General features: G+C 65.0%; 13 protein-coding genes and 1 pseudogene. 9 read left to right on the forward strand and 5 right to left on the reverse strand.

Features of this window, described 5'->3' with window-relative positions:
* Positions 1 to 217, forward strand: a pseudogene (locus ACIP0B_RS15915) (HU family DNA-binding protein); the annotation flags it as partial.
* Positions 218 to 287: 70 nt separating this feature from the next.
* Here ACIP0B_RS15915 and rlmF read toward each other — a convergent pair.
* The 5 genes from rlmF to ACIP0B_RS15940 all read right to left on the reverse strand — a co-directional run bounded on the left by rlmF (position 288) and on the right by ACIP0B_RS15940 (position 7042).
* Positions 288 to 1307, reverse strand: a complete 1020-nt coding sequence (gene rlmF, locus ACIP0B_RS15920; RefSeq protein WP_400833496.1) for a 23S rRNA (adenine(1618)-N(6))-methyltransferase RlmF — start codon at positions 1305 to 1307, stop codon at positions 288 to 290.
* A 255-nt stretch (positions 1308 to 1562) separates the two neighbouring features.
* A complete protein-coding gene (locus ACIP0B_RS15925) occupies positions 1563 to 4409 on the reverse strand; it encodes a valine--tRNA ligase (RefSeq protein WP_400833499.1) in 2847 nt (948 codons plus the stop codon).
* A 237-nt stretch (positions 4410 to 4646) separates the two neighbouring features.
* A complete protein-coding gene (locus ACIP0B_RS15930) occupies positions 4647 to 5054 on the reverse strand; it encodes a DNA polymerase III subunit chi (RefSeq protein ID WP_400833500.1) in 408 nt (135 codons plus the stop codon).
* A gap of 8 nt (positions 5055 to 5062) precedes the next feature.
* A complete protein-coding gene (locus ACIP0B_RS15935) occupies positions 5063 to 5491 on the reverse strand; it encodes a DNA polymerase III subunit chi (RefSeq protein WP_400833503.1) in 429 nt (142 codons plus the stop codon).
* Positions 5492 to 5551: 60 nt separating this feature from the next.
* Positions 5552 to 7042 carry a leucyl aminopeptidase gene (locus tag ACIP0B_RS15940; RefSeq protein WP_400833505.1) on the reverse strand — a complete coding sequence of 497 codons (1491 nt, stop codon included), beginning with the start codon at positions 7040 to 7042 and terminating at the stop codon, positions 5552 to 5554.
* Between the two features lie 309 nt (positions 7043 to 7351).
* Between ACIP0B_RS15940 and lptF the strand changes: the two genes are divergently transcribed.
* The 8 genes from lptF to pdxJ all read left to right on the forward strand — a co-directional run bounded on the left by lptF (position 7352) and on the right by pdxJ (position 15775).
* Positions 7352 to 8473, forward strand: a complete 1122-nt coding sequence (gene lptF, locus ACIP0B_RS15945; protein ID WP_400833508.1) for an LPS export ABC transporter permease LptF — start codon at positions 7352 to 7354, stop codon at positions 8471 to 8473.
* Positions 8466 to 9527 carry an LPS export ABC transporter permease LptG gene (gene lptG / locus ACIP0B_RS15950; protein ID WP_400833509.1) on the forward strand — a complete coding sequence of 354 codons (1062 nt, stop codon included), beginning with the start codon at positions 8466 to 8468 and terminating at the stop codon, positions 9525 to 9527. Before lptF ends, lptG begins: the two co-directional genes overlap by 8 nt.
* Positions 9528 to 9699: 172 nt before the next feature.
* A complete protein-coding gene (gene lepA, locus ACIP0B_RS15955; RefSeq protein WP_085578845.1) occupies positions 9700 to 11496 on the forward strand; it encodes a translation elongation factor 4 in 1797 nt (598 codons plus the stop codon).
* A gap of 9 nt (positions 11497 to 11505) precedes the next feature.
* On the forward strand, positions 11506 to 12360 hold the full coding sequence (gene lepB / locus ACIP0B_RS15960; protein WP_400833512.1) for a signal peptidase I: 855 nt from the start codon (positions 11506 to 11508) through the stop codon (positions 12358 to 12360).
* Between the two features lie 182 nt (positions 12361 to 12542).
* Entirely contained in the window at positions 12543 to 13232 is a 690-nt protein-coding gene (gene rnc / locus ACIP0B_RS15965; RefSeq protein WP_085578849.1) for a ribonuclease III, read from the forward strand.
* Entirely contained in the window at positions 13225 to 14127 is a 903-nt protein-coding gene (gene era, locus ACIP0B_RS15970; RefSeq protein WP_085578852.1) for a GTPase Era, read from the forward strand. The genes rnc and era overlap by 8 nt, the downstream gene beginning before the upstream one ends.
* Before the next feature lie 167 nt (positions 14128 to 14294).
* Positions 14295 to 14984, forward strand: coding sequence for a DNA repair protein RecO (gene recO, locus ACIP0B_RS15975; protein ID WP_400833516.1), 690 nt, complete (start codon positions 14295 to 14297; stop codon positions 14982 to 14984).
* A 47-nt stretch (positions 14985 to 15031) separates the two neighbouring features.
* Positions 15032 to 15775, forward strand: coding sequence for a pyridoxine 5'-phosphate synthase (gene pdxJ / locus ACIP0B_RS15980; protein WP_085631611.1), 744 nt, complete (start codon positions 15032 to 15034; stop codon positions 15773 to 15775).
* The last annotated feature ends 172 nt before the right edge of the window (positions 15776 to 15947 follow it).

Below are 15947 nucleotides of genomic sequence, written 5' to 3' on the forward strand. Positions count from 1 at the left end.
CGCGCGTAACGCTCTGGACCAACTGGGCCAAATCGTTGCCGATCAGCAGGAAAACGGCGGCGAAATCACCTAGCCAGGCATCGGCAAGCTGAAAGTGACCGAGCGTCCTGCCCGTACCGGCCGTAACCCGTCGACTGGCGCAGCCATCGAAATCCCTGCCAAGAAAGTGATCAAGCTGGTTGTGGCCAAAGGCCTGACCGACGCTGTGAACAAGTAAGACGCAGCGATAAAAAAACCGTGCACCGGAGCGATCCGGGCACGGTTTTTTTGTGTCTGCGCAAAACGGCTCATTGCGCCGGTGACGGGCTCCAGCGCGCCCGGCGCCAGGCTTGGTGCTGCTCCTGGGTCAGGAACGTCCAGGCGACGAAACGGCTCTGCTTCTGGCCCTGGCCCATCTCCACGACCCGGCTTTGCAGGGCGCCGGCCTTGTTCAGGGCCGCCTGCATCGCCGGCAGGTTCGAGGCCTTCGACACCAGCGTGCTGAACCACAGGACCTGCTGCGCCACCTGGGCGCTCTCGCTGACCAGTTGCGTGACGAAGCGCGCCTCGCCGCCCTCGCACCACAGTTCCGCTGCCTGACCGCCGAAGTTCAGCACCGGCAGCTTGCGCTTCGGATCCGCCTTGCCCAACGCCCGCCACTTGCGCGAACTGCCGCGGGTGGCTTCCTCGATCGAGGCGTGGAAGGGCGGGTTGCACATCGTCAGTTCGAAGCGCTCGTCGGCCGCCAGCAGGCCCGTCAAGATGTGCTTCGGGTTGGCCTGCGGGCGGACCTGGATCGCCTTGGCCAGGCCGTTGGCCTGGATGATCGCCCTGGCGGCGCCGAGGGCGGTGGCGTTGATGTCCGAGCCGGTGAAGTGCCAGCGATAGTCGCTATGGCCGATCAGCGGATAAATGCAGTTGGCGCCCACGCCCACGTCCAGCACCTTCACCGAGGCGCCGCGGGGGATCGTGCCGTCATTGCCCTCGGCCAGCAGGTCGGCGAGGAAGTGCACGTAGTCGGCACGCCCCGGCACCGGCGGGCAGAGGAAATCGGCGGGAATGTCCCAATGGGCGATGCCGTAGAACGCCTTGAGCAGCGCCCGGTTGAACACCCGCACCGCGTCGGGGCTGGCGAAATCGATGCTTTCCTTGCCGTACGGGTTGATGATCACGAACTTCGCCAGCTCCGGCGTGCTCTTGATCAGCGCCGGGAAGTCGTAGCGGCCCTGGTGGCGGTTGCGCGGGTGCAGGCTGGCCTTTTCCTTGGGCGCGGCGGGGTTGGGCTGGGGTTTCTTGCGCGCAGGCTTGGGCGTACGTGGGGCGGTCATGAGCGTGGTCGATTCGGGCAGGGCTGAAAGTGGCGGGCATTGTCCCATATCTGCGTTGCTTTGACTGACGCCATCGCCGGCAGGCTGGCTGCCGCCGTTCGGGATGCGCCGCAGAACCCATGCGGGAGCCGGCCTGCCGGCGATGGCGTCATTGCGGGCGGCGCAGGGTAGGGGCGCGACAATGGCTCCCGCAAAATGCGCAGGCATGAAAAAGGGAGGCCGTTGCGGGCCTCCCTCGTTCAGTGCGGCATGCCGTTACAGGCTGGCGATCCGCGCGTGCTGCTCGGCCAGCTTGCCCAGGGCCTGTTCGGCCTCGGCCAGCTTGGCGCGTTCCTTCTCGATGACTTCGGCCGGGGCCTTGTCGACGAAACCGGCGTTGGACAGCTTGCCGCCCACGCGCTGGACTTCGCCTTGCAGGCGCAGGATTTCCTTGTCCAGGCGCGCCAGTTCAGCGTCCTTGTCGATCAGGCCGGCCATCGGCACCAGCACTTCCATCTCGCCGACCAGGGCGGTGGCGGACAGCGGCGCCTCTTCGCCTTCGGCCAGCACGGTGATCGATTCCAGGCGCGCCAGCTTCTTGAGCAGCGCTTCGTTCTCGATCAGGCGGCGCTGGTCTTCGGCGCTGACGTTCTTCAGGAAGATCGGCAGCGGCTTGCCCGGGCCGATGTTCATTTCGCCGCGGATGTTGCGGGTGCCGAGCATCAGGCCCTTGAGCCATTCGATGTCGTCTTCGGCCGCCGCATCGATGCGCGCTTCGTTGGCCACCGGCCAAGCCTGCAGCATGATGGTCTTGCCCTGGATGCCGGCCAGCGGCGCGATGCGCTGCCAGATCTCTTCGGTGATGAACGGCATGAACGGATGGGCCAGGCGCAGGGCCACTTCCAGCACGCGCACCAGGGTGCGGCGGGTGCCGCGCTGGCGCTCGACCGGCGCGTTCTCGTCCCACAGCACAGGCTTGGACAGCTCCAGGTACCAGTCGCAGTACTGGTTCCAGATGAACTCGTACAGCGCCTGCGCCGCGAGGTCGAAACGGAACTGGTCCAGTTGGCGGGTCACTTCGGCTTCGGTGCGCTGCAGCTGCGAGATGATCCAGCGGTCGGCCAGCGACAGTTCGTAGGCTTCGCCGTTCTGGCCGCAGTCTTCGCCCTTGTCCAGGACGTAGCGCGCCGCGTTCCAGATCTTGTTGCAGAAGTTGCGGTAGCCTTCGACGCGGCCCATGTCGAACTTGATGTCGCGGCCGGTGGAGGCCAGCGAGCAGAAGGTGAAGCGCAGGGCGTCGGTGCCGTAGCTGGCGATGCCGTCGGCGAACTCGTCGCGGGTCTGCTTCTCGATCTTCTTGGCGAGCTTGGGCTGCATCATGCCGGAGGTGCGCTTCTGCACCAGGGCTTCGAGCTCGATGCCGTCGATGATGTCCAGAGGATCCAGGACGTTGCCCTTGGACTTGGACATCTTCTGGCCTTGGCCGTCACGCACCAGGCCGTGCACGTACACGGTCTTGAACGGAACCTGCGGGGTGCCGTCCTCGTTCTTGATCAGGTGCATCGTCAGCATGATCATCCGGGCGACCCAGAAGAAGATGATGTCGAAGCCGGTGACCAGCACGTCGGTGGAGTGGAATTTCTTCAGGAACTCGGTCTTCTCCGGCCAGCCCAGGGTGGAGAACGTCCACAGGCCCGAGCTGAACCAGGTGTCCAGCACGTCGTTGTCCTGCTGCAGCGCGACGTCGGCGCCCAGGTTGTGCTTGGCGCGGATCTCGGCTTCGTCGCGGCCCACGTAGACCTTGCCCGACTCGTCGTACCAGGCCGGGATCCGGTGGCCCCACCACAGCTGACGGCTGATGCACCAGTCCTGGATGTCGCGCATCCACGAGAAGTACATGTTTTCGTACTGCTTGGGCACGAACTGGATGCGACCGTCTTCCACGGCGGCGATCGCAGGCTCGGCCAGCGGCTTGGTGGAGACGTACCACTGGTCGGTCAGCCACGGCTCGATGACGGTGCCGGAGCGGTCGCCCTTCGGCACTTTCAGGTTGTGGTCGTCGACGCTGACCAGCAGGCCGGCGGCGTCGAACGCGGCGACGATCTGCTTGCGCGCCTCGAAGCGCTCAAGGCCCGCGTATTCGGCCGGGATCTTGCCGTCGATGGTTTCGTTCAGGGTGCCGTCGAGGTTGAACGCCTGGGCTGCCGGCAGCACGTGGGCGTTCTTGTCGAAGATGTTGAGCAGCGGCAGGTTGTGGCGCTTGCCGACTTCGTAGTCGTTGAAGTCGTGGGCCGGGGTGATCTTCACGCAGCCGGTGCCGAACTCTGGGTCGCAGTAGTCGTCGGCGATGATCGGGATGCGGCGGCCGACCAGCGGCAGCTCGACGAACTTGCCGATCAGGGCCTTGTAGCGCTCGTCGTTCGGGTTCACGGCCACGGCGGAGTCGCCGAGCATGGTTTCCGGACGGGTGGTGGCGACGATCAGGAAGCCGTTGCCTTCAGCGGTCTTCGCGCCGTCGGCCAGCGGGTACTTCAGGTTCCACAGGAAGCCTTTCTCGTCGTGGTTCTCCACTTCGAGGTCGGAGATCGCCGTGTGCAGCTTGGTGTCCCAGTTGACCAGGCGCTTGCCGCGGTAGATCAGGCCGTCTTCGTGCAGGCGCACGAACGCTTCCTTGACCGCTTCCGAGAGGCCGTCGTCCATGGTGAAGCGCTCGCGGCTCCAGTCCACGGACGAGCCCAGGCGGCGGATCTGCCGGCTGATGTTGCCGCCGGACTGTTCCTTCCATTCCCAGACCTTCTCCAGGAATTTCTCGCGGCCCAGGTCGTGGCGGTTCTGGCCGGTGGCCTCGAGCTGGCGCTCCACCAGCATCTGGGTGGCGATGCCGGCGTGGTCGGTGCCCGGCTGCCACAGGGTGTTGCGGCCCTGCATGCGGCGGAAACGGATCAGGGCGTCCATGATCGCGTTGTTGAAGCCATGACCCATGTGCAGGCTGCCGGTGACGTTCGGCGGCGGGATCATGATGGTGTAGGAGTCGCCCGCGCCTTGCGGGGCGAAGTAGTTCTCGGACTCCCAGGTGTTGTACCAGGAAGTTTCAATGGCGTGCGGCTGGTAGGTCTTATCCATGCGCGGCGGGACCCTATTGGCATTTATTCAGGAAAAGCCGGGAAGTATAGCGGGGCGCGGGGCGCAGGGCGAGCGGGGCGGGGGATCCAAATGTGAACGCGAACGCTGTGGCGAGGGCGCTTGTTGAATCGTCGCACCGTCCCGCTCGGGCGCGCAGCGGCCCCAAAAACATTGCGACTGCTGCGCAGCCGAGCGGGAGCAAGCTCCCTCGCCACAGCAGCCCCGCGCAATGCCGGTTCATTCGTACTGGTTGAGCAGCCGCTCCATCCGCGCCTCGAGGCGGCGCTTGATTTCGGTTTCGATGTGCGGGGCGAAGTCGTCGATCACGTCCTGCATGATCAGCTGCGCGGCGGCGCGCAGTTCGCTGTCCAGGTGCAGCAGGGCGTCCGGGCCCTTGGCGGTCGGTGCGGAGGCGGCGGGCGCCGGCGCGGGAGCCAGGGTCGGAGCGGGAGCGGGGGGTGGCTCGATGGCTTCAGGCGCGTTGCCCACGGCCTCGAACAGCATCGGAATCTGTTCCTGTCCGCCTTCGGTGACCGTCTCGGTCAGCAGCGGCGGCTGCAGGTTGTCGTCGCCGAGCAACTGACGGATCGACTCGAGGTCATCCAGCAGGTGCGCAGGTCTTTGCAGCGGTTTTGGAGTGTCCATCGGCGTACTCAGAGTCGCTGTAAGCGGTGGTCTTGCAGAGGATAGCCCTGTTCGCGGTAGAAGCGGAAACTCTCCCGCGCGGCCTGACGGATCGCCGGATCCTCCACCACCACTTCCGCCACGCGGGCGAACCGGTTGGCGAAGGCCGGGACTTTCAGGTCGAGGTTGACGAGCAAGTCCTGATGCTGGCCGCAGTCGTCGCCCAGCCCCAGGACGACCGTACCGTCCGGCTCGCTGTCGGCGGGGCCGTGGGGCACGAAGCTTTCGCCCTTGAACGCCCACAGGCGCGCATCGAGGTCGTCACGCTGGGCGGCATCGCTGCAGTGCAGGTAGATGCGGTGCCCCATGCGCCAGGCCTTTTCGGTGAGCTTGCAGGCGAAGTCCAGGCGGGCCGAGGGATCGGCGCTGGGCAGGATGTAGAAGTCGACTTTGGTCATTGCGGTTCCTGAACGGAAGGCGGCGCCCCGTTGCAGGGGCGCCGCCTTCCGTCATCGGTTTCAGGCCTTGGCGCGGTCCAGCAGGTACTGGGTCAGCAGGGGCACCGGACGGCCGGTGGCGCCCTTGTCCTTGCCGCCGCTGGTCCAGGCGGTGCCGGCGATGTCCAGGTGCGCCCAGTTCAGGTTCTTGGCGAAGCGCGACAGGAAGCACGCGGCGGTGATGGTGCCGGCCTTCGGCCCGCCGATGTTGGCGATGTCGGCGAACGGGCTGTCCAGCTGCTCCTGGTATTCGTCGAACAGCGGCAGCTGCCAGGCGCGGTCGTCGGCGGCCTTGCCGGCGCTCAGCAGTTGCTCGATCAGTTCGTCGTTGTTGCCCAACAGGCCCGAGGTGTGGGCGCCGAGGGCGACCACGCAGGCGCCGGTCAGGGTGGCGATGTCGATCACCGCCTGCGGCTTGAAGCGCTCGGCGTAGGTGAGGGCGTCGCACAGCACCAGGCGGCCTTCGGCGTCGGTGTTGAGGATCTCCACGGTCTGGCCGCTCATGGTGGTGACGATGTCGCCCGGACGCGAGGCGGTGCCGCTCGGCATGTTTTCGGCGCAGGCCAGGATGCACACCAGGTTGATCGGCAGCTTCAGCTCAAGCACGGCGCGCAGGGTGCCGAACACGCTGGCGGCGCCGCCCATGTCGAATTTCATCTCGTCCATGCCGGCGCCCGGCTTCAGGCTGATGCCGCCGGTGTCGAAGGTGATGCCCTTGCCGACGAGCGCATACGGCTTCTCGGACTTCTTGCCGCCGTTGTACTGCATGACGATCAGGCGCGGCGGCTGGGCGCTGCCCTGGCCGACGGCGTAGAACGAGCCCATGCCCAGCGCCTTGATCTTCTTCTCGTCGAGGACTTCGACCTTCAGGTCCTTGAACTCCTTGCCCAGGCCCTTGGCCTGTTCGCCCAGGTACACCGGGTGGCAGATGTTCGGCGGCAGGTTGCCCAGGGTGCGGGTGAAGGCCATGCCGTTGGCGATCGCGGTGGCGTGGGTCACGGCGCGCTGGACTTCGGCCTGGGCGGCCTTGATGGTCAGCAGGGTGATCTTCTTCAGTGCGCGCGGCTCGGCCTTCTGGCTCTTGAACTGGTCGAAGGTGTAGCCGCCGTCGATCAGGGTCTCGGCCAGCAGACGGGTCTTGCCGTAGCTGTCGCGGTTCTTGACGATGATTTCATCCAGCGCCAGCACGGCATCGCTGCCGCCCAGGCCCTTGAGGGTGTTGAGGATGCCGGACACGGTCTTGCGGAACGGGCGGTCGCCCAGCTCTTCGTCCTTGCCCACGCCCACCAGCAGCACGCGCTCGGCCTTCAGGTTCGGCAGGCCGTGCAGCAGCAGGCTCTGGCCGACCTTGCCGGCCAGGTCGCCGCGCTTGAGGACGGCGCTGATGGCGCCGCCGCTCAGTTCGTCGACCTGTTTGGCCGCGACGCCGAGTTTGCGGCCTTCGCCGACGGCAACCACCAGGGTGGCGGTTTTCAACGTTTCTGGGCTAACGCTTTTTACAACCAGTTCCATGTCCGGATCCCTGAATGAATGGTCAATATGCAGGCGTCCGGCAATCTGCGCAGCCGCCTGCCTATAGATAGAAAATGCGCAGGCCTGTGCCTGCGGCGAAGGCGGCAGTTTGAACCTCGCTCCCTTCGCCTGACAACCCTCGGCAGGCGCAATCTTCAACCGATTGCACGCTTGGGTGAGTGCGCGCAGTGACAGGCGCCTTCAATCACAGGATAATGCCGCATCTTTTTTCGGCGGCTCTGCCTGGCGGGCCGCCCGATACGTTTGCTTGTTCGGCCGCCTTAGCCTGACAACCCTGGAGTGTCTGGTTTGATCGTCTTCCGTTATCTGTCCCGCGAAGTCCTGTTGACCCTGAGTGCGGTAAGCGCCGTGCTGCTGGTCATCATCATGAGCGGGCGCTTCATCAAATACCTTGCCCAGGCCGCCGCCGGCCAGCTCGATCCGGGATCGCTGTTCCTGATCATGGGCTTCCGCCTGCCGGGCTTCCTGCAGCTGATCCTGCCGCTGGGCCTGTTCCTCGGGATCCTGCTGGCCTACGGCCGGCTGTACCTCGAAAGCGAAATGACCGTGCTGTCGGCCACCGGCATGAGCCAGCAGCGCCTGCTGCGCATGACCCTGTTTCCGGCGGCGCTGGTGGCGCTGGTGGTGGCATGGCTGAGCCTGAGCCTGGCCCCCCAGGGCGCCAACCAGTTCCAGCTGCTGCTGAACAAACAGGACGCCCTGACCGAGTTCGACACCCTTGAGCCGGGCCGCTTCCAGGCCCTGCGCGACGGCACCCGGGTGACCTACACCGAGACCCTGAGCGACGACCGGGTCAACCTGGGCAGCGTGTTCATTTCCCAGAAGAACCTCGGCGCCAACCAGAAAGACCGCGGGATCTCCGTGCTCGTGGCCGAGAAGGGCCGCCAGGAAGTCCGTCCCGACGGTAACCGCTACCTGATCCTCGACAACGGCTACCGCTACGACGGCAGTCCGGGCCAGGCCAACTACCGCGCCATCCACTACGAAACCTACGGCGTGCTGCTGCCCAAGCCCGATGTCAGCGAGGAAGTCACCGACCGTGACGCGATGCCGACCTCAAGCTTGCTGGCCAGCGACGACATCCGTTCCAAGACCGAGCTGCAATGGCGACTGTCCCTGCCGCTGCTGGTGTTCATCGTGACCCTGATGGCGGTGCCGCTGTCGCGGGTCAACCCGCGCCAAGGGCGTTTCCTCAAGCTGCTGCCGGCGATCCTTCTTTATATGGCTTACCTGACCATCCTGATCGCCGCCCGCGGCGCCCTCGAAAAAGGCAAGATCCCGCCGGCCCTGGGCCTGTGGTGGGTGCATGCCATCTTCCTGACCATCGGCCTCGGCCTGCTGTACTGGGAGCCGCTGCGCCTGAAGCTGGCCAGCCGCCGCGCCGCCGCGCTGGAGGTGGCCCGTGGTTAAGCTCGACCGCTACATCGGCAGCAGCGTGTTCATCGCGATCATCGCGGTGCTGGCGATCATCCTCGGCCTGGCCACCCTGTTCGCGTTCATCGATGAGATGAGCGACGTCACCGACACCTACACCCTGGTCGATGTGCTCAGCTTCGTGCTGCTGACCGCGCCGCGCCGGCTCTACGACATGCTGCCGATGGCGGCGCTGATCGGCTGCCTGATCGGCCTCGGCAGCCTGGCCAGCAGCAGCGAGCTGACCGTGATGCGGGCGGCGGGCGTGTCCATCGGGCGCATCGTCTGGGCGGTCATGAAACCGATGCTGGTGCTGATGCTGGCGGGCGTGCTGATCGGCGAGTATGTCGCGCCGGCCACCGAAAGCATCGCCCAGGCCAACCGCTCCCTGGCCCAGGGCAGCGGTGACGCGCAAAGCGCCAAGCACGGCATGTGGCACCGTCAGGGTGAGGAATTCATTCACATCAACGCCGTCCAGCCGAACGGCCTGCTGTACGGCGTGACCCGTTACCACTTCGACAAGGAACGCCATCTGCTGAGCTCCAGCTTCGCCAAGCGCGCGGAGTTCGACGGCGATCACTGGCAACTCACCGACGTGACCACCACGCTGTTCCATGAGCGCAGCACCGAAGTGGTCAGCACGCCGACCGAGCGCTGGGACGTGTCGTTGAGCCCGCAACTGCTGAGCACCGTGGTCATGGCGCCGGAAGCGCTGTCGATCTCCGGCCTGTGGGGCTACATCCACTATCTGGCCGAGCAGGGGCTGAGCAACGGCCGGTACTGGCTGGCCTTTTGGGTCAAGGTATTGCAGCCGCTGGTCACCGCCGCGCTGGTGCTGATGGCGATTTCGTTCATTTTCGGCCCGTTGCGCTCGGTGACCCTCGGTCAGCGGGTGTTCACCGGTGTGCTGGTGGGCTTCACCTTCCGCATCGTCCAGGACCTGCTGGGGCCGTCGAGCCTGGTGTTCGGCTTCTCGCCGCTGTTCGCGGTACTGGTGCCGGCGGCCGTCTGTGCCCTGGCGGGCGTCTGGCTGCTGCGTCGGGCCGGTTGATGAACAAGGTTTCATCCGCGCTTTAGCCTTCAGGACGCCCCGGTCGACAGACCGGGGCGTTTTTGCATGCAATCCGGGTGACAGGCGAACGTGACGCTTGCGCCGTGTATCAGGTACAATTCCCGGCTATTTTTCGGCGGGCCAAGCCTGCAGCCTTTTTGAGTGTTGATCCGTGAGTGATTTGAGTCATATCCGCAATTTCTCCATCATCGCCCACATTGACCATGGCAAGTCGACGCTGGCCGATCGCTTCATCCAGATGTGCGGCGGCCTGGCCGACCGTGAAATGGAAGCCCAGGTGCTGGATTCCATGGATCTGGAGCGTGAACGCGGGATCACCATCAAGGCCCACAGCGTCACCCTTTACTACAAGGCCAAAGACGGCGTCACCTATCAGCTGAACTTCATCGACACCCCGGGCCACGTCGACTTCACCTACGAAGTCAGCCGCTCCCTGGCGGCCTGCGAAGGCGCGCTGCTGGTGGTCGATGCGGGCCAGGGCGTCGAGGCCCAGTCCGTGGCCAACTGCTACACCGCCATCGAGCAGGGCCTGGAGGTCATGCCGGTCCTGAACAAGATCGACCTGCCCCAGGCCGAGCCTGAGCGCGTCAAGGACGAGATCGAGAAGATCATCGGCATCGACGCCACCGACGCCGTCACCTGCAGCGCCAAGACCGGCCTGGGCGTCGACGACGTGCTCGAGCGCCTGGTGAACACCATCCCTGCGCCGACCGGCGAGATCGACGCGCCGCTGCAGGCCCTGATCATCGACTCCTGGTTCGACAACTACCTGGGCGTCGTCTCCCTGGTGCGCGTGCGTCACGGCCGCGTGAAGAAGGGCGACAAGATCCTGGTGAAGTCCACCGGCAAGGTGCACCTGGTCGACAGCGTCGGCGTGTTCAACCCGAAACACACCGCCACCGCGGACCTGAAGGCCGGCGAAGTGGGCTTCATCATCGCCAGCATCAAGGACATCCACGGTGCGCCGGTCGGCGACACCCTGACCCTCAGCTCGACCCCGGACGTCGAAGTGCTGCCGGGCTTCAAGCGCATCCAGCCGCAGGTCTACGCAGGCCTGTTCCCGGTCAGCTCCGACGACTTCGAGGATTTCCGCGAAGCGCTGCAGAAGCTGACCCTGAACGACTCGTCGCTGCAGTACACCCCGGAAAGCTCCGACGCCCTGGGCTTCGGCTTCCGTTGCGGGTTCCTCGGCATGCTGCACATGGAGATCATCCAGGAGCGCCTGGAGCGCGAATACGACCTGGACCTGATCACCACGGCGCCGACGGTGATCTTCGAGCTGGTGCTCAAGACCGGCGAAACGATCTACGTCGACAACCCGTCCAAGCTGCCGGACGTCTCGGCCATCGAAGACATGCGCGAGCCGATCGTGCGGGCCAACATCCTGGTGCCGCAGGAGCACCTGGGCAACGTCATCACCCTGTGCATCGAAAAACGCGGCGTTCAGGTCGACATGCTGTTCCTCGGCAACCAGGTGCAGGTCACCTACGACCTGCCGATGAACGAAGTGGTGCTCGACTTCTTCGACCGCCTGAAATCCACCAGCCGCGGCTATGCTTCGCTGGACTACCATTTCGATCGTTACCAATCGGCTAATCTGGTGAAGCTGGACGTGCTGATCAACGGCGACAAGGTCGACGCCCTGGCGCTGATCGTGCACCGTGACAATTCCCACTTCAAAGGTCGCCAGTTGACCGAGAAGATGAAAGAGCTGATTCCTCGGCAGATGTTCGACGTGGCCATCCAGGCCGCCATCGGCGGTCAGATCGTTGCCCGGACAACCGTCAAGGCACTCAGGAAGAACGTATTGGCCAAATGCTACGGCGGTGACGTGAGCCGTAAGAAGAAGCTGCTGGAGAAGCAGAAGGCCGGTAAGAAACGCATGAAACAGGTCGGCAACGTGGAGATTCCGCAGGATGCCTTCCTCGCCGTGCTCAGGTTGGAATAATCAGGTCCTATGTCACTAAATTTCCCGCTGTTGCTGGTCATCGCCGTGTTCGTCTGCGGCCTGTTGGCGTTGCTCGATCTGTTGATCCTGGCACCGCGTCGGCGTGCTGCCATCGCTTCCTATCAGGGCAGCGTCAGCCAGCCTGACGGCCTGGTGCTGGAGAAGCTGAACAAGGAGCCGCTGCTGGTCGAGTACGGCAAGTCGTTCTTTCCGGTGCTGTTCATCGTGCTGGTGCTGCGTTCGTTCCTGGTGGAACCGTTCCAGATCCCGTCCGGTTCGATGAAGCCGACCCTGGACGTCGGCGACTTCATCCTGGTGAACAAGTTCTCCTACGGCATCCGCCTGCCGGTGATCGACAAGAAGGTCATCGAGGTCGGTGATCCGCAGCGCGGCGATGTGATGGTGTTCCGCTACCCGAGCGACCCGAACGTCAACTACATCAAGCGTGTGGTCGGCCTGCCGGGCGATACGGTGCGCTACACCGCCGACAAGCGCCTGTTCGTCAACGGCGAGTCGGTGGCCGAGCAACTGGTCGGTTCCGAGCCGGGCACCCTGGGCAGCGCCGAGCTGTACAAGGAAAAGCTCGGTGCCGCCGAGCACCTGATCCGCAAGGAAATGAGCCGTTACCGCGCCACGCCGGACCGTTCGTGGACCGTGCCGGCCGGGCACTACTTCATGATGGGCGACAACCGCGACAACTCGAACGACAGCCGCTACTGGGACGATCCGAGCATTCCGAAGGATCTCCTGGGCATGGTCCCCGACCGCAATATCGTCGGCAAGGCCTTCGCGGTCTGGATGAGCTGGCCGGAACCGAAACTCAGCCACCTGCCGAACTTCTCGCGGGTCGGCCTGATCAAGTAATCACACACGGCGCTGTTGACCACAGCGCCGAATGCATTTCTGGCGCCGGCACAATCGGCCCGGGGCATGAAGCCAACGATAGTCAGGACGTTATATTTGAACACAGCGTTAATTGTTCCAGGCCTGCGCCGCAATCCGGCGATGGCGGTGGAGTCCAGCCACGAACTCAGCGTGGGTAAACCGTGAGCGTTTCTTTGAGCCGTCTGGAGCGCAAGCTCGGATACACCTTCAAGGACCAGGAACTGATGGTCCTGGCCCTCACGCACCGCAGCTTTGCCGGACGCAACAACGAGCGTCTGGAGTTCCTCGGCGATGCGATCCTCAACTTCGTCGCGGGCGAGGCGCTGTTCGAACGCTTCCCGCTGGCCCGTGAAGGCCAGCTGTCGCGTCTGCGCGCCCGGCTGGTGAAGGGCGAGACCTTGGCCGTGCTGGCCCGCGGCTTCGACCTGGGCGACTACCTGCGCCTGGGCTCCGGCGAGCTGAAGAGCGGCGGGTTCCGCCGCGAATCGATCCTGGCCGATGCCCTCGAAGCCCTGATCGGCGCGATCTACCTCGACGCCGGCATGGAAACGGCCCGCGAGCGCGTACTGGCCTGGCTGGCCGGCGAGTTCGAAGGCCTGACGCTGGTGGACACCAACAAGGATCCCAAGACCCGTCTGCAGGAATTCCTGCAGTCGCGCAGCTGCGAACTGCCGCGCTACGAGGTGGTGGACATCCAGGGCGAGCCGCACTGCCGAACCTTCTTCGTCGAGTGCGAAGTTGTCCTGTTGAACGAAAAGAGCCGCGGGCAAGGCGTGAGCCGCCGGATCGCCGAACAGGTGGCCGCCGCCGCCGCACTGATCGCCCTGGGCGTGGAGAATGGCAATGACTGAATCAACCGCAACACGCTGTGGCTATGTCGCCATCGTCGGCCGCCCCAACGTGGGCAAGTCCACGCTGCTCAACCACATCCTGGGCCAGAAGCTGGCGATCACCTCGCGCAAGCCGCAGACCACCCGCCACAACATGCTCGGGATCAAGACCGAGGGTGACGTGCAGGCGATCTACGTCGACACCCCCGGCATGCACAAGGGCGGCGAAAAGGCCCTGAACCGCTACATGAACAAGACCGCTTCGGCGGCGTTGAAAGACGTCGACGTGGTGATCTTCGTGGTCGACCGCACCAAGTGGACCGAAGAGGACCAGATGGTGCTGGAGCGTGTGCAGTTCGTGACCGGCCCCCTGATCGTCGCGCTGAACAAGACCGACCGCATCGAGGACAAGGCCGAACTGATGCCGCACCTGTCCTGGCTGCAGGAACAGCTGCCGAATGCGCAGATCATCCCGATCTCGGCGCAGCACGGGCACAACCTCGACGCGCTGGAAAAGGTCATCGCCGACCACCTGCCGGAAAACGATCACTTCTTCCCGGAAGACCAGATCACCGACCGCAGCAGCCGTTTCCTCGCCGCCGAGCTGATCCGCGAGAAGATCATGCGTCAGCTGGGCGCCGAGCTGCCGTACCAGATCACCGTGGAGATCGAAGAGTTCAAGCAGCAGGGCAAGACCCTGCACATCCACGGCCTGATCCTGGTCGAGCGCGACGGCCAGAAGAAAATCATCATCGGCGACAAGGGCGAGCGAATCAAACGCATCGGCACCGAGGCGCGCAAGGACATGGAGCTGCTGTTCGACTCCAAGGTCATGCTCAACCTGTGGGTCAAGGTGAAGGGCGGCTGGTCCGACGACGAGCGCGCCCTGCGTTCGCTGGGCTACGGCGACCTGTAAGCCCTGGGCTTGCGCTACGCCGGAACCCCTTCTGTGGGAGCGGGCTTGCCCGCGAATGCGATGGATCAGTCAAGACGTCGGTCGACTGATACGCTGCATTTGCGGGCAAGTTCGCTCCCACAGTGATTTTGGCCGTGTGAACAACCGCGTTTTCGCATAAGGTCCCCATGTCGCACACTCCGCCTCCCGCCCAACCCGCCTACGTCCTGCATTCGCGCGCCTACCGCGAAACCAGCGCGCTGGTGGACTTCCTCACGCCGCAAGGCCGGCTGCGGGCGGTGCTGCGCGGGGCGCGGGGCAAGGCCGGCACGCTGGCGCGGCCGTTCGTGCCGCTGGAAGTCGAGTTCCGCGGGCGCGGTGAGCTGAAGAACGTCGGACGCATGGAAAGCGCCGGCACCGCTGTCTGGCTCAACGGCGAGGCGCTGTTCAGCGGCCTCTACCTCAACGAACTGCTCATCCGTCTGCTGCCCGCCGAAGACCCGCACCCCTCGGTGTTCGATCACTACGCCGCCACGTTGCTCGCCCTGGCCGAAGGCCGGCCGCTGGAGCCGCTGCTGCGTTCCTTCGAATGGCGCCTGCTCGATGACCTGGGCTACGGCTTCGCGCTGAACGCCGACCTCCACGGCGAGGCCATCGCCCCGGACGGGCTCTACCGCCTGCAGGTGGACGCCGGCCTGGAACGGGTTTACCTGCTGCAGCCGGGGCTGTTCAACGGCACCGAACTGCTGGCCATGGCCGAAGCGGACTGGTCGGCGCCCGGCGCGCTGTCGGCCGCCAAGCGCCTGATGCGTCAGGCCCTGGCCGTTCACCTGGGCGGCCGCCCCCTGGTCAGCCGCGAGTTGTTTCGCAAGTCCTGATCTGTCCGTATGCTGTGCGCCGAATCCCTCATTTCAGGAGCGCATCCGTGACCACCAGCAATCGCATTCTTCTTGGCGTGAACATCGACCACGTCGCCACCCTGCGCCAGGCCCGCGGCACGCGTTACCCGGATCCGGTCAAGGCGGCGCTGGACGCGGAAGAGGCGGGCGCCGACGGGATCACCGTGCACCTGCGCGAAGACCGCCGGCACATCCAGGAGCGCGACGTGCTGCTGCTCAAGGACGTGCTGCAGACCCGCATGAACTTCGAAATGGGCGTCACCGAAGAAATGATGGCGTTCGCCGAGCGCATCCGTCCGGCGCACATCTGTCTGGTGCCGGAAACCCGCCAGGAACTCACCACCGAAGGCGGCCTCGATGTGGCCGGGCAGGAGGCGCGGATCAAGGCGGCGGTGGAGCGCCTGTCGAAGATCGGCAGCGAAGTGTCGCTGTTCATCGACGCCGACGAGCGGCAGATCGCCGCCTCCAAGCGCGTGGGCGCACCGGCCATCGAACTGCACACCGGGCGCTATGCCGATGCCGAAACCCCGGCGGATGTGGCCGAAGAGCTGAAACGCGTGGCCGACGGCGTGGCGTTCGGGCTGGCCCAAGGGCTGATCGTCAACGCCGGCCACGGCCTGCACTACCACAACGTCGAGGCGGTGGCGGCGATCAAGGGCATCAACGAGCTGAACATCGGCCATGCGCTGGTGGCCCATGCGCTGTTCGTCGGTTTCAAGTCGGCGGTGTCCGAAATGAAGGCGCTGATCCTGGCTGCCGCCAAAGCCTGATCACCGCCACTCCTGCCTTGTCTCGCGGTGGCCGCAATCGCCAGCAGGCTGGCTCCCACAAGGGGCCTGGGTGAATGCAGGATCTACGGTGACCGCAAGACAAGGTGGCTGCCATCGCCAGCAGGCTGGCTCCCACAAGGGGCTTGAGTGGATGCGGAATCTGCGCTGACCG

It is taken from the genome of Pseudomonas sp. NPDC089534, from assembly GCF_044749305.1.
GTDB lineage: Bacteria > Pseudomonadota > Gammaproteobacteria > Pseudomonadales > Pseudomonadaceae > Aquipseudomonas > Aquipseudomonas ekonensis.

Coding starts and splice junctions, on each gene's coding strand:
- ACIP0B_RS15935 (WP_400833503.1), bottom strand. CDS start 5,491: ATGACCAAAGTCGACTTCTACATCCTGCCCAGCGCCGATCCCTCGGCC.
- era (WP_085578852.1), top strand. CDS start 13,225: ATGACTGAATCAACCGCAACACGCTGTGGCTATGTCGCCATCGTCGGC.
- ACIP0B_RS15940 (WP_400833505.1), bottom strand. CDS start 7,042: ATGGAACTGGTTGTAAAAAGCGTTAGCCCAGAAACGTTGAAAACCGCC.
- ACIP0B_RS15925 (WP_400833499.1), bottom strand. CDS start 4,409: ATGGATAAGACCTACCAGCCGCACGCCATTGAAACTTCCTGGTACAAC.
- lepB (WP_400833512.1), top strand. CDS start 11,506: ATGTCACTAAATTTCCCGCTGTTGCTGGTCATCGCCGTGTTCGTCTGC.
- recO (WP_400833516.1), top strand. CDS start 14,295: ATGTCGCACACTCCGCCTCCCGCCCAACCCGCCTACGTCCTGCATTCG.
- rlmF (WP_400833496.1), bottom strand. CDS start 1,307: ATGACCGCCCCACGTACGCCCAAGCCTGCGCGCAAGAAACCCCAGCCC.
- ACIP0B_RS15930 (WP_400833500.1), bottom strand. CDS start 5,054: ATGGACACTCCAAAACCGCTGCAAAGACCTGCGCACCTGCTGGATGAC.